Below are 12,724 nucleotides of genomic sequence, written 5' to 3' on the forward strand. Positions count from 1 at the left end.
CCACCGAGCGCATCACCTCGGCCATCGAACGCGCCACCGCCGAGGGGCTGCCGCTGTTGGCGGGCCCGGCCTCGGGCGGCACCCGGATGCAGGAGGGAACGCTGGCCTTCCTCGGGATGGTCGCCATCACTGATGCGGTGCGCCGGCACAAGGAAAGCGGGCTGCCCTACCTGGTCTACCTGCGCCACCCCACCACCGGCGGGGTCATGGCCTCCTGGGGGTCCCTCGGGCACGTGACGGTGGCCGAGCCCGGCGCGCTGCTCGGGTTCCTGGGCCCGCGGGTGTTCGAGACCCTCAACGGCACCGCGTTCCCACCCGGCGTCCAGGTGGCGGAGAACCTCTACCGCAAGGGGCTCATCGACGCCGTCGTGACGCCCGAGGAACTGCCGGCGATCGTCGACCGCGCCCTGCGGATCCTCACGCCCGCCCAGGGGCCGGACCCGGCCATCGTGCCGGAGGTACGTGCCGGGGCCCCAAGCGACGCGAGCGCCTGGGAGTCCATCCTGATCAGCCGCAACCCCAGGCGCCCGGATCTGCGCATGCTGCTGGCTGCCGGGGCAGTCGATGCGCTGCCGCTGAACGGCACCGGCCAGGGAGAGAATGACCCGGGGCTGAGCCTGGCCTTGGCCAGGTTCGGGCAACAGTCATGCGTGGTGCTGGGCCACCAGCGCCCGCGGCACGCCGACGCCCCCGCGATGGGCCCCGCCTCGCTGCGGGAGGCCCGCCGCGGCATGCAGCTGGCCGAGGAACTCCAGCTGCCGCTGCTGACCATCATCGACACCGCCGGGGCGGCACTGTCCAAGGAGGCCGAGGAGGGTGGCCTCGCCGGGGAAATCGCCCGGTCGCTCAACGAGCTCATCGGCCTGAAGGCACCGTCCGTGTCGGTGCTGCTGGGCCAGGGAACCGGCGGCGGGGCACTCGCGCTGCTGCCCGCGGACCGGATCATTGCCGCCCAGCACTCGTGGCTCTCGCCGCTGCCGCCGGAGGGGGCCAGCGCCATCATCCACCGCACCGCGGAGTACGCCCCGCAGGTTTCCGCAGATCAGGGAGTGGAGGTGGCCTCGCTCTCGCGCATCGGGCTGGTGGACCGCGTGGTCGAGGAATTGCCGGACGCGTCCCTGGAACCACGGGAGTTCTGCACCCGGATGGGCCAGGCCATCGAGCTGGAGTTGGCCAACGCCCGAAGGATCCCGGAGCACGAGCGCCTGGCCCGGCGCCGGGCCAAGTTCCGGACACTCGGCGCTTGACGGGACGCACCGCGGCGCCCGGTCCCTTCGGGGGCCGGGTGCCTGCTTGTGTCCGGCCCGCATTCGGGCCAAACTCGAGGTAAGAGGCGATCCCCACGCCCTCGTCCACCCGGAGGAGCCAAGCCATGTCGCACCACAAGAAGCGCCGCTATACCGGGAAGGTGCCCCACCCCCTTGCCGCGGGGCACGCCCGGATACTCGAGGTCGCAGTGGAAGCCGGCCGCAGGGCCGGGCGAAAGGCCGCCAAGAAGAAGCTGAAGCGGGCGGCCCGGCATGGCGGGCTACAGCTTTCCAAGGCGTTGCGCGAATCGGTGCTCCGGGACGCCGAGAAGGCCGGCGGCAGGGCGGCCCACGCGGCCGCCGCCAAGGCCATCCGAAAGGCCGGGCACCGAATCGCCGTCCCGGCGGACCTGCACCCATCCACCGGGACGCCGCTCGCGCCGGGCCCGATCCATGAACCCGCGCCGGTCCCCCGGCGGCGGATGCCCGGATCCCAGGTCGTGATGGAAGTCCTGCGCGTGGAGCGCCCCAGCCGCAGCATGGTGCGCATCGTTGCCGGCGGGGAGGGTTTCGACGACTTCGAGTCCAACGGCGCGGCCGACCAGTACGTCAAGCTGTACTTCGCGAACCCCGCCCTCGGGCTGCTCCCGCCCTACGACATGCGTGCGCTGCGCAAGACGCTGCGGCGCGAGGACTTCCCGGTTTCCCGCTCCTACACGATCCGCCGCCACGACCCGGTGGCCCGGGAACTGGCCATCGAGTTCTTCATCCACGATCCGGCCGGGCCGGCCTCCGGCTGGGCCGCGGCAGCGCAACCCGGCGACCAGCTGGTGCTCTCCAGGCCCAAGGGCAAGTTCCGTCCCGACCCGAAGGCCGAGCAGCACCTCTACGCGGGAGACGATGCGGGGATCCCGGCCATAGCCGCGGCGCTGGAAATGCTGCCCCGGACGGCGTCGGGACGGGTCTTCCTCGAGGTGGAAGGTCCGGAGGACGAACAGGAGTTCGACCTTCCGCTGCATATGGAACTCACCTGGCTCCACCGCAACGGCGAGCCCGCGGCCGTCAGCAGCCTGCTGCCCAACGCGCTGCGAGACACCCCTGCCCCGCATGGGAGCGTGGAGGTCCTGGCGCTGGGCGGGCGCAACGCCGTGCGCGACATCCGCAAGCTGGCTTCGCACTGGGACATCGAGCAGCGCCGTGTCCACGTTTCCAGCTACTGGACCGCGCGCAGGCCCGGGCGAACCTGGCCCGTAACGTCCGCCAACGGTGGGCACCTCGAGGCCGGGCAGCGGACCGGCGGGACGGCCGATTAGGCGGACTCAAGGCCCCGGGTGATCTGCGACAGGGAACGGTTCACCGCGAAGACCTTCCCGCGGATACCGGTGATCCCCCATCCTGCCAGCCTCGCGCTGTGCATCTTCAGGTAGGCCCGGGCGTCTTCCTCCGTGGTGAACAAGTAGATTCCCCCGGCCTCGCCCGTCTCGTTGTTCTCGGTCCACAGCTTCCAGACCAGGCCGGGTTCCCGTGCGATGCTGTGGGCCAGCTCGGCATAGCCGTTGGCCATCTCATCCCCAAAGGGCCCGTCCGAGGGGAAGTCGACCTGAACCAGCCACAGGATTTCCTCCGACCCGAGGGCGTCAGTCTTTGTATTAGTCATTGTTTTGCATCACTTTCCATGGTGGGGGCACGAAGTGCCGCAGTTGAATGGGAGCCGAAATCCGGCAGGGCGAACCATTGCCGCAGGCACCAGGGTTGAGTCCTGTAGGACCATCATGTCCGGGTTGCGAGTGGTTCAGCACCGGCGCAACCCGCTGGTCGCCGAAATTCCGCCAAAAAGGGCGGCCGCGCATCCAGGTGTCCAATTCCATCGGGTGGGCACTGGCGCGTCGCCCGGACTCTCGTCCGAGAAGAATGGTGGACGTGCCCGTATCGTTCACGATTCACGTCGATCCGGAATCCGTAGCAACGGGCCTCGCGCGACCTGGAGAGCGATGCACCATGTTGGCGGTCTGTTAGTTCGGCATGGCGTGGAAGATTTCGTCTGCTGCCCGGCGGCCGGAGCGGACGGCGCCGTCCATGTAGCCGTTCCAGATGGAGGAGGTCTCCGCTCCGGCCCAGTGGATGCGGCCGACGGGAGCCGCGAGGGTCTTGCCATACTGCGTCCAGGCACCGGCGCCAAGCCGTCCGCCGTAGCAGCCGCGGGTGAATTCCTCGGCCGTCCAGTCCTGCTCCACGATGTCGAACGGCTCTGCCGCCTTCGGTCCGAAGTACTTCACCAGGGACCGGACGACGAGCTCGCGGCGCTCCCGCGCGTCCATCAAGCTGGCGGTGCGGGCGTGGGAGCCTTCAAGGAAGCCGACCAAGACTCCGCAGGAAGCGTCGTGTGGGCTGTTGTCCAGGACGACACTGAAAGCATCGTCGAAACTCAATACCGAGCCGTTGAGACCGTCCTCGCGCCAAAAGGGCCTGTCGTACCCGACCTGGAACTTGATGACGGCCCCGGCCGGCATCTGCTGCGTGAGTGCGTCGCGCAGCGGCGGCAGGGGCGGGACGTAGCGCAATCGTCCGGCCAGCGTTTGCGGCACGGCGACGATGACGTGTTCGGCCGTGATGCTGCCTCCCTCGTACTCGACGACGACGCCGGTCCCGTCCTGGCGGATGGTCCTCACCACGCTATTGAGACGGACCGAGTCGCCCAGAGCGTCGGCCATCCGCTCGGAGATTTGGTGGGTTCCGCCGACGACTCGCGTCTCTTGGGCACCTCCGGTGGTGTTCACCAGCGATTCCAGGCTGGTGCCGGATCTGATGTAGAAAAGAAAGTGCAGGAGCGACAGCTCGGGAGACTCGGCGGAGAACAGCGCCGGGACGAGAACCCTGAAGAAGCGTCGAGCGAGTCTGTCTTGCGTGTTGGCGACAAGCCACGAATCAAGGGTCTGCCGGTCCAAATCCTGGGCACCCGCGGTCTCCCAGGGTTCTTCAAGCGCCACCGTGGTGGCCAGGGCCTCCAGCTCGTCCCAGAGACGGCCAACCTCCATGGCCGACTCGGGCGGAAGCCCGAACGTCGTATCCGCGTAGCGCAAGACGTTTTCGTCGAACACGGTCAAGGATTCGCCTTCGTCAAAGCTGGGGAAGGTCTCCAGCCCCAGCTCCTCGATGAGCCCAAGGACCACATCCTGCGTCGGGCCGACCCACTGGCCGCCCATCTCCACTGGCACGCCGTTGCTGAGAAAGCCTCCCATGTTGCGGCCCGCCACCCGGTCACGGGCCTCAAGCACGGCCACGGACCTTCCCGCCCCAACCAGCTTTCGGGCAGCGCTGAGACCGGCCAGGCCCGCGCCCACCACAACGACGTCGACATCAAACATCTCAAGTAACTCCAACAAGTAATTCGGTCATGTGACCAATGGTGCAACCAATGTCGTCGCCCCGGAACCCGGGGCAACGACATTGGACTGGTCAGCCGACCGGTGCGAACGCCGCCCGGCCCTGCATGGCCGAGGAGCCCAGGTCGCCCTTGGGCACCGCGGTTCCGGCTTCGACGGCCGCCGCCCAGGCGTCGGTGGTGGCCACTGCGGCGAAGTTGGAGTTCAACAGCACCATCAGGGTCTCGTGCACCTGCTGTGCGCTGGCCATCCCTGCCTCGTTGGCCAGGTGGATCGCCCCGCTGGCATCGGAGAGCAACTCCACCGCGATTCCCAGCGGCTCGGCTTCCACCGCGGTGGCCAGGTCGCAGTTGTTGGTCATGTAGCCGACGATGGTGATGGCCTCTACCTCTTTCTCCCGCAGCCAGGCTTCGAAGTCGGTGCCGGCGAACACGCTGGAGTAGCTCTTCACCAAGTGCTTCCAGGAATCGGTGCGACGCGAGGCAACCTCCGGGTGCAGCTTCCAACCCTCGGACCCTTGCGCAAACACCGGCGCACCGGCCGGGTATTCGTGCTGGACGGAGACGATCGGCATCCCCTGCTTTTCCGCAAGGTCGATGGCGCGGGTGATGTTGGCAAGGGACTCGTTGCGGTCCGGGTACTGGATGGCCAGAGGTCCTTCTTCGGCAAAGTAGTCGTTCTGGACGTCGATAACGACGAGTGCGCGGCGCAGTTCAGCCATGGTGGGCCCCGTTTCCTTGGTGGTTTTGGTTGATGGTTCCAGCCTGCCAGCATCCGGACGGGTACAGTGAGTGGCGTATATGCACACTTTCGATGGAAATGGGCCACGATGAAAATCGCCATCCACGCCTTCGACGGGATGACCATGTTCCACCTGGCCACCCCGTTGCTCGTCTTCGGCGAGGTTGCCCGGCTGGGTCTGGCCACGGACTGGAACACGACGGTCTTCAACGATGGCGGGGGGCCGGTGCGCAGCGCCGAGGGCTACCTGATCGGCGATGTCTCCGGGCCGGTGGTTGCCGCAGATGCCGACCTCGTGGTTTTCCCCTCCTGGCTCTCGCAGCTTCCCGATCCCTCCGAGGACCTGCTTCGACTGATCCGCGAGGCACATGGGCGCGGGGCCGCGATTGCGGGGCTGTGCCTCGGCGCGTACCCGGTGGCGTGCAGCGGCGTGCTCGACGGGCGCACGGCCGTGACGCACTGGGGAGGCGCCCGGGAAGTGGCGGCCAAGCCGCATGCCGTGGACTTCAACGATTCCGCCCTCTACATCGACCACGGCGACGTGCTCACTTCGGCCGGCACCGCTTCCGCCCTCGACGCCTGCCTGCACATCGTGCGCACCCGCCTCGGCTCGGCGGCCGCGGCCACCGTGGCGCGCCAGATCGTCATCGCGCCGCACCGCGACGGGGGTCAGGCGCAATACATTGCCCGCCCGCTGCCGGATCCCGAGCTGGACGGGCCGCTGGGCCGGACCATTCAATGGGCGCTGGCGAACCTGGACCAGGACCTCGAAGTGGACGCCATGGCGGCCCACGCCACGATGAGCAAGCGCAACTTCACCCGCAGGTTCAAGGAGGTCACCGGGCTTTCCCCGGCGCGCTGGGTGCTGGGCCGGCGGCTCGACGACGCCCGCCAGTTGCTGGAAACCACCAACTGGAGCATTGCCCGCATTGCCGAGTCGTGCGGCTTCGGCAGCGCGGTGACGTTCCGGCAGAACTTCGTCGCCGCCTACTCCACCACGCCGACCTCGTATCGGACCCGCTTCACCAGCCGCTGAGCCGGGGGCGCAAGCACCACGCCGAGCTTGTCCCACAGCCGACGCCTGACCACTTTAGGTCGAGGCGGCACCCTTGGCGCCGCGGCGATGGCCCAACTGCAACACGAGGATGGCCACGGCGTAGAGTAGCGCGGGCAGCAGCGCCCATCCCCAGTCACCCAGGTCGAGCTCGAAGGCCTCGGCGGTTGCCCCGCCCATGTTGATCCAGGCGGAGAGCGGCACCGAGAAGGCCCAGGCCAGGGCCACTGCCAGCATGCAATTGCGGCACTGGGAGAACCCCAGGAATTTCGCAGCCAGCGCGCTGAACGCCGCGGCGAGCACCACGAAGCTGAAGACCACCAGCAGCAGCGTGTTGATCAGCCGGAACTCATGCAGTCCCCCGGCGCCGTTAGAGACCAGGGCGGCCAGGATGAGGGCGGTCAGCGTCGCCGAGAGCCCCATTCCCAGGAAGTTTGCCTGCTTCCAGTTCATTGCCGTCCCTTCCTGCCCGCAGCCCGCCCTTGGCGGTCCGATGCCCGTCGGCGCCGTGGCCGTGCGGCGGGATCAAGATTGTCGCGCGCCACCTCGTTGTGGTGCGATGCATGGTGCAATCCCGCATCGCACCAGCATATAGTAAAACGCTTTGATAAAGCGAAAGGCGCCCGTGTCGATTAAAGACACCGGGCCGCCCGCGGTTCCCCGCACTTCCAACGTGATCACTGACCAAGGAGACACGTTGGAGGATGTGCGGGGAAGCCGAGGCGGCCCGGAAGTTGATGGCGGTTCGGCCGCTTAGACCTCGCCGCGGCGGATCAGCTTGCCCTGCGGGGTCTTGAAGTCGACCTCGGTGCCGCGCACGAAGGTCCGGCGGACCTTCCCGGCGAGGACCTTGCCCTGGTACGGGGAGATCGGGTTCTTGTGGTGCAGCTTGTCCACGTCGACCAGGAAGCTGTCCTCGGGTGCGAAGAACGCGAAGTCGGCGTCGTTGCCCAGCGTGATCGCGCCCTTGTGCTGCAGCCCGGCGATTTCCGCCGGACGCCTGGACATCCAGTTGAGCACGGTCTCCAGCTTGATGCCGCGGCGCTGGGCCTCGGTCCAGATCAGTGCCAGGCCCAGCTGCAGCGAGGCAACCCCGCCCCAGGCCACGCCGAAGTCACCGTTCTCCACGTCCTTCAGGTCAATGGTCGAAGGCGAGTGGTCCGAGACGATGCAGTCGATGATCCCGTCCTCCAGCCCCTTCCAGAGCAGTTCGCGGTTGGACGCCTCGCGGATCGGCGGGCAGCACTTGAAGGCGGTGGCCCCGTTCGGGATCTCCTCGGCCAGCAGCGTGAGGTAGTGCGGGCAGGTCTCCACGGTCAGCTTCACGCCGTCTCGCTTGGCCGATTCGATCATCGGCAGCGCGTCGGAGGAGGAGAGGTGCAGGATGTGGGCGCGGGCCCCGGTCCAGCGGGCACGCTCGATGACCTCGGCCACCGCGACGTTCTCGGCGCCGCGCGGGCGGGAGGCCAGGAATCGGTCGTAGTGGTCGCCCTCGGCGTTCGGGGCGCGGTCGATCGCGCGCGAGTCCTCGGCGTGCACCAGCATCATCGAGTCGAAGGACACGATCTCGGTCATGTCCTCTTCCATCTCGTCCGGCTCGAGGTACGGGAATTCCTCGACGCCCGAGTGGAGCAGGAAGCACTTGAAGCCGAAGACGCCGGCATCGTGGAGCTCGCGCAGGTCCTTCTTGTTGCCCGGGATGGCACCTCCCCAGAATCCGACATCCACGTAGGCCTTGCGGCGGGCGGCGTCCTGCTTCAGTTCCAGGGCCTCGACGTTGACTGTCGGCGGGATGGAGTTCAGCGGCATGTCCACGATGGTGGTCACCCCGCCGGCGGCTGCGGCCTTGGTGGCGGACTCGAAGCCCTCCCACTCGGTGCGGCCCGGCTCGTTGACGTGCACGTGGGTGTCGACCAGTCCCGGGATCAGCACCTCTTCGGCGCTGAGCTCGATGAGCTGCGCGCCGGAGAGGTTGTTGCCCAGCGGTTCGATGGCGACGATCTTGCCGTCGCGGATGCCGATTTCGCGGGAGACGGTTCCGGCGCCCGTGACGATCCGTTCACCGCGGATCACCAGGTCGAAGTCCGCGCCTGTGTTTTCTTCCGACCGGGGCGTCGTTGCCTCGGTGAGCTCGGTGTTGCCCATGGTCTCGTCCTTACGTATCGTGCGTTGAAAATGGTGGTTGGGGAAAGAATAGCGGGCGCCTACGCGCTGGCCGCGTGGGTGGCCAGGAATTCGGCGGTCAATTGGGTTGCCGCCCGTTGCACAAGTGATCCACCCTCACTCATGCAACGGGCAACATCTTCTTCCAGCTCGAGCAGCGATCTCACCGCGGTGAAGCCCGCGGCGGTTGCCTGCTCGGTGGAAAGTTGGTTGCGTCCACAAATTGCGTAGACGGGAATGCCGTGGGCGGCGGCCAGCTGGGCCACGCCCACCGGGGTCTTGCCCTCCAGCGACTGGGCGTCCAGGCTGCCCTCGCCGGTGAACACGGCGACCGCACCCTCAAGGGCGGCCTCCAGTCCGGTCAGCTCCAGCACCACGTCGATGCCGCGGCGCCGGGTGGCTCCCAGCACCGCCAGGGCGGCGAAGCCCACCCCGCCGGCGGCCCCGGCACCCGGGGAGGCGGCGAGCACGTCGATGCGCTCGGAGTCGAGCCCTTGGCCCAGGACCCGCGCCCACCGACCCAGTGCCGCGTCGAGCTCCCGCACCTGCTCCGGGCTTGCGCCCTTCTGCGGGGCAAAGACGAAGGCGGCACCGTTGGAACCGGTGAGCGGGTTCTCCACATCGGCCGCGAGGGTGAAGGAGGTCGTGGCGATCCGGGGATCCAGTGAGCCCAGATCGACGCGCGCCAGGGAGGCCAGCGCACCGCCGCCGCGGGCCAGTTCGTTGCCCTGCGCATCAAGCAGCCGGGCGCCGAGCCCCTGGAGCATGCCCGCCCCGCCGTCGGTGCAGGCGCTTCCGCCCACGCCGAGGATGATCCCGGTGGCGCCGGCGTCCAGGGCGGCGGCGATCAGCTCCCCGGTGCCGAAGCTTGTCGCCCCGAGGGCGTCGGGGGTGCCGCCGGGCAGCAGGTCAAGGCCCGAGGCCTCGGCCATTTCCACGATGGCAACCTCGCCCTTGAGCCCGAAGGCCGCACGCACCGGCTGACCGGTGGGGCCGGCGACGGTCACATGGTGCAGTTCGAAGCCGCAGGGCACGGCGGCGGCGAGGGTTCCCTCCCCGCCGTCGGCCACGGGCACCGCGAGCGTGCGCGCCTCGGGCATTGCCGCGCGCACCCCCGCCTCGATGGCGGCGGCAACCTGCGCGCCGGTGAGCGATCCCTTGAACTTGTCCGGTGCCACTACTACCAACATGGTGTGCCGCCTCCTCTCGTGTAGTTCTTGCCTAGACCGATGCGCCGGCGTGGATGCCGTGCGCCACTTCCAGCGGGGTCAACGCCGTGGGGGCGTCGGCGGCCGCGGTGGCCAGGTCCTCGAACTCGTTCACCGCATCCAGTTCAGCACCCATGGCGATGTTTGTCACACGCTCCAGGATGACCTCGACGACCACGGGCACCTGGAATTCGGCGGCCAGGCGGCCGGCCTCGGCGAAGCCCTCGGCCAGCTTGGACGGATCCTCGACGCGCACGGCCTTGCAGCCCAGGCCCTCGGCGACCTTGACGTGGTCCACGCCGTAGCCGTTGGTTTCCGGGGAGTTGATGTTGTCGAAGCCCAGCGAGACGTGGTAATCCATCTCGAAGGGGCGCTGCGACTGGCGGATCAGGCCCAGGTAGGAGTTGTTCACGACCACGTGGATGTACGGCAGCTTGAACTGCGCGCCGACGGCCAGCTCCTCGATCATGAACTGGAAGTCGTAGTCCCCGGAGAGGGCGACGACGGTGGAGTTCGGCTTGCCGCGCACCACGCCCAGGGCCGCGGGACCGGTCCAGCCCAGCGGTCCGGCCTGGCCGGCGTTGATCCACTGGCGCGGGCCGTAAACGTGCAGCATCTGCGCGCCGGCGATCTGCGACAGGCCGATGGTGGAGACGTAGGTGGTGTCGCGGCCGAACGCGGCATTCATTTCCTGGTAGACGCGCTGCGGCTTGATCGGCATGTTCTCGAAGTTGGTCTTGCGGTGCAGCGTGCCCTTGCGCTCGGTGCACTCATCGGCCCACGCCGAGTAGTCCGGCAGGGTGCCGGCGGCCTTGCGGTCGCGGGCGGCGGCCAGGAGCTGGTCGATCGCGGCACCGGCGTCGGAGATGATGCCCAGGTCCGGGGAGAAGACCCGGCCGATCTGGGTGCCCTCGATGTCGATGTGCACGAACTTGCGGCCCTGGCGGTAGGTGTCCAGGCCGCCGGTGTGGCGGTTGGCCCAGCGGTTGCCCAGGCCCAGCACGAAGTCGGAGGCCAGGAAGGAGACGTTGCCGTAGCGGGTGTGGGTCTGGATGCCGACCATGCCCGACTGCAGGCGGTGGTCATCCGGAATGGCGCCCCAGCCCATCAGGGTCGGGGAGACCGGGATGTTCAGCAGCTCGGCCAGCTCGACGAGCTTGTCCGAGGCGTTGGCGTTGATGACGCCGCCGCCGGCAATGATCATCGGGTGCTTGGAGGCGACCAGCAGGTCCAGGACCTTCTCGGCCTGGCCGCGGGTTGCCGCCGGCTTGTCCGGGGTGAGCGGCTCGTAGGCGTCGATGTCGAATTCGATCTCGGCCATCTGCACGTTGATCGGCAAATCCAGCAGGACCGGGCCCGGGCGTGCCGAGCGCATGATCTGGAAGGCCTTGGCGAAGTAGCCCGGGACCAGGCCCGGCTCCAGGATGGTGGCCGCGAACTTGGTGACCGGCTTGGCGATGGACTCGATGTCCACGGCCTGGAAGTCTTCCTTGTGCAGCTTGTCGGTCGGGGCCTGTCCGGTGATGCAGAGCATCGGGATGGAATCGGCGATCGCTGCATACAGGCCGGTGATCATGTCGGTGCCGGCGGGGCCGGAGGTGCCCAGGCACAATCCGATCTTGCCGGTGGCACGCGAGTAGCCGTCGGCCATGTGGCTGGCGCCCTCGACGTGGCGGGCCAGCGTGTGGCGGATGGTGCCGCGGCGCTGCATGGCCGAGTACAGCGGGTTGATGGCCGCGCCGGGCAGCCCGAAGGCCTCAATGGCGCCTTCCTTTTCCAGAATCAGGACAATTGCATCGACAACGCGCATCTTTGCCATGGTGTAGAGCTCCTTGTGTCAATCCCCCGGCGCCGGCGCTTGCCTGGCGGGGGGGGAAGGGGGGTGAGTTTATGTGGACCGAAGGCGCGCAGCGGGTGCTTGCCGCGAAGGATCCCTGGGGATGGATGGTGCCGTGCCGACTCGGGGAGCCGGCACCGCACCGCCCGTCCGGCTGGTTAGTTGGCGGCCACGGGTTCGGCCGGAACGTCGGCGGATCCGCTGAGGCGTTGTACGCCGCGGAAGAGTCCGGAGTGGTCCAGGGCGCCGTCGCCGCTGGCCACGGTGGAGGCCACGAGCTGGGCGACGAGTGCGCCAAGCGGCAGCACGACGCCTGCCTCGCGGGCCGCGGAGGTCACGATGCCCATGTCCTTGTGGTGAAGGGCCAGGCGGAAACCGGGCTCGAAGGACCGGTCAAGGATCTTCTGGCCCTTCTGGTCCAGGACCTTGGAGCCGGCGAGCCCGCCGCCCAGGACCGTGAGGGCGGCGTCGGTGTCGACGCCGTAGGCCTCGAGGAACACCACGGCCTCGGAGAGCGCCTGGATGTTCGCCGCAACGATCAGCTGGTTGGCTGCCTTGACGGTCTGGCCGGAACCGGAGGGGCCTACCAGCACGATGGTCTTGCCCACGGCGTTGAACACGGCCTCGGCGTCGGCGAAGTCCGCCTGCTCGCCGCCGACCATGATGGATAGGACGCCGCCGATGGCGCCGGCCTCGCCGCCGGAGACCGGGGCGTCGAGCGGGCGCAGGCCCGCGGCGCGGGCCTCGTCGGACAGGCGCGCTGCCACGTCGGGACGGATGGAGGAGTTGTCGATCCACAGGGCCCCGGCCTTGGCGTGCGCAAAGACCCCTGCCTCGCCGGTGACGACGGCCTCGACGTCCACGGAGTCCGGGACCATGGTGATGACGACATCGGCGTCGGCCACGGCCTCCGGGATGGACCCGGCGCCCTTGCCGCCGGCGGCAACCAGTTCGGCCGTCTTTTCCGGACTGCGGTTGTAACCGGTGACCTCGAAGCCGGCCTTGGCCAGGTTGATGGCCATCGGAAGGCCCATGATGCCCAGGCCGATGAATGCGATCTTTTGCGTGTTCGACATGTCGTACTCCTGAAA

11 protein-coding genes are annotated in these 12,724 nt (G+C 68.4%); 3 read left to right on the forward strand and 8 right to left on the reverse strand.

Annotated features, from left to right (window positions below):
• Window positions 1-1,247: carboxyl transferase domain-containing protein (locus ACIPVK_RS18305; RefSeq protein ID WP_407613413.1), on the forward strand; the 1,247-nt coding region annotated here is incomplete at its 5' end.
• A gap of 125 nt (window positions 1,248-1,372) precedes the next feature.
• Complete coding sequence (locus ACIPVK_RS18310; protein ID WP_407613414.1) at window positions 1,373-2,560, forward strand: siderophore-interacting protein; 1,188 nt, start codon at window positions 1,373-1,375, stop codon at window positions 2,558-2,560.
• On the opposite strand, the gene ACIPVK_RS18315 is transcribed toward ACIPVK_RS18310, so the two are convergent.
• From ACIPVK_RS18315 to ACIPVK_RS18325, 3 genes are all read right to left on the reverse strand, one after another.
• Complete coding sequence (locus tag ACIPVK_RS18315) at window positions 2,557-2,904, reverse strand: monooxygenase (RefSeq protein WP_407613415.1); 348 nt, start codon at window positions 2,902-2,904, stop codon at window positions 2,557-2,559. The genes ACIPVK_RS18310 and ACIPVK_RS18315 overlap by 4 nt on opposite strands.
• A 355-nt stretch (window positions 2,905-3,259) precedes the next feature.
• On the reverse strand, window positions 3,260-4,630 hold the full coding sequence (locus tag ACIPVK_RS18320; protein ID WP_407613416.1) for a flavin monoamine oxidase family protein: 1,371 nt from the start codon (window positions 4,628-4,630) through the stop codon (window positions 3,260-3,262).
• Between the two features lie 73 nt (window positions 4,631-4,703).
• Window positions 4,704-5,351: an isochorismatase family protein gene (locus ACIPVK_RS18325; protein WP_407613417.1), complete on the reverse strand. Its 648-nt coding sequence runs from the start codon at window positions 5,349-5,351 to the stop codon at window positions 4,704-4,706.
• Between the two features lie 108 nt (window positions 5,352-5,459).
• Here ACIPVK_RS18325 and ACIPVK_RS18330 point away from each other — a divergent pair, with 108 nt between their 5' ends.
• The gene (locus ACIPVK_RS18330; RefSeq protein WP_407613418.1) at window positions 5,460-6,407 is read left to right on the forward strand and encodes a GlxA family transcriptional regulator; all 948 of its coding nucleotides are present in this window, start codon (window positions 5,460-5,462) and stop codon (window positions 6,405-6,407) included.
• Window positions 6,408-6,461: 54 nt separating this feature from the next.
• Here ACIPVK_RS18330 and ACIPVK_RS18335 read toward each other — a convergent pair whose 3' ends face one another.
• The 5 genes from ACIPVK_RS18335 to ACIPVK_RS18355 all read right to left on the reverse strand — a co-directional run bounded on the left by ACIPVK_RS18335 (window position 6,462) and on the right by ACIPVK_RS18355 (window position 12,709).
• A complete protein-coding gene (locus ACIPVK_RS18335; RefSeq protein ID WP_407613419.1) occupies window positions 6,462-6,878 on the reverse strand; it encodes a hypothetical protein in 417 nt (138 codons plus the stop codon).
• 300 nt (window positions 6,879-7,178) lie between these two features.
• Window positions 7,179-8,570 carry an allantoinase AllB gene (allB, locus tag ACIPVK_RS18340; RefSeq protein ID WP_407613420.1) on the reverse strand — a complete coding sequence of 464 codons (1,392 nt, stop codon included), beginning with the start codon at window positions 8,568-8,570 and terminating at the stop codon, window positions 7,179-7,181.
• A gap of 59 nt (window positions 8,571-8,629) precedes the next feature.
• Window positions 8,630-9,778, reverse strand: coding sequence for a glycerate kinase (locus tag ACIPVK_RS18345; RefSeq protein ID WP_407613421.1), 1,149 nt, complete (start codon window positions 9,776-9,778; stop codon window positions 8,630-8,632).
• 31 nt (window positions 9,779-9,809) lie between these two features.
• Window positions 9,810-11,615, reverse strand: a complete 1,806-nt coding sequence (gcl, locus tag ACIPVK_RS18350; RefSeq protein WP_407613422.1) for a glyoxylate carboligase — start codon at window positions 11,613-11,615, stop codon at window positions 9,810-9,812.
• A 176-nt stretch (window positions 11,616-11,791) separates the two neighbouring features.
• Window positions 11,792-12,709 carry a 2-hydroxy-3-oxopropionate reductase gene (locus tag ACIPVK_RS18355; RefSeq protein ID WP_407613423.1) on the reverse strand — a complete coding sequence of 306 codons (918 nt, stop codon included), beginning with the start codon at window positions 12,707-12,709 and terminating at the stop codon, window positions 11,792-11,794.
• Window positions 12,710-12,724 lie beyond the last annotated feature (15 nt).

The sequence above is a fragment of the Paeniglutamicibacter sp. MACA_103 genome, assembly GCF_045798555.1.
Lineage (GTDB): Bacteria > Actinomycetota > Actinomycetes > Actinomycetales > Micrococcaceae > Paeniglutamicibacter.